Genomic DNA, 658 nt, shown 5'->3' with positions numbered 1-658 from the left:
AACACCTCCTTCGCGGAAGGGGGCTGGGCGGCGGGCTCCGTTAACCGCCCGCCCGTCAGGGCGCCCCGCCCCGTACCGCCCTGCACGCCCCCGTGCTGGACGCTGCCGTGCTGGGCGCTGCCGCGTGGGGCCGGTCCGGGCCGGGTGCTGCCGGGCCGGGTGCTGTCGTGGGTGAGGGCGCGGTCGATGAGTTCGCGCAGCTGCAGCACATAGGTCTGCAAGGTGGTGCGGGCGCTGCGCGGCGGGCTGGCGCCCCACAGTTCCTCGCTCAGCGCCGACACCGGCACCACCCGGTCCGCGTTCAAGGCCAGCAGCGCCAGCACCTGCCGCGGCTTGGGCGCGCTCGGTGTGATCGAGATCCCGTTCTCCCGTACGGCCAACGCGCCGAGTACGTCAATGTCCACGCCGTCTCCCCTGTCGGTGGTGATGCCGCGCGCCGGGCGCCGCCGGGAGAGCGGTTCCCCCGGGCCTCTCTTGCGATTGAAAAACAGGGCGCTCGGTTTGTCAATTCGCCTTCGTGCGGGCCGGGTTCACACGCCGCCCGCATCCCGCCGGGGCGCCGGAGCCATCCCCCGTCCGACCTGCCGGAACCTTCAACAACCCGTTGCAGCAGGGGAATTGGCGGGCACGGGCGGGGCGGGGCCGGGGGGCGCGGGGC

At 74.0% G+C, this 658-nt stretch carries 1 protein-coding gene; it reads right to left on the bottom strand.

The genetic code is table 11. The features are described from left to right. On the bottom strand, positions 1 to 404 hold a 404-nt coding region (locus STRAU_RS43980; RefSeq protein ID WP_037662490.1), incomplete at its 3' end, for an AfsR/SARP family transcriptional regulator. Between the last annotated feature and the right edge of the window lie 254 nt (positions 405 to 658).

The organism is Streptomyces aurantiacus JA 4570 (assembly GCF_000414115.1).
In the GTDB taxonomy this organism is placed as follows: domain Bacteria; phylum Actinomycetota; class Actinomycetes; order Streptomycetales; family Streptomycetaceae; genus Streptomyces; species Streptomyces aurantiacus_A.
The sequence above is the reverse complement of the archived record's forward strand: the minus strand, read 5'-3'. Positions and strand labels throughout refer to the sequence as shown.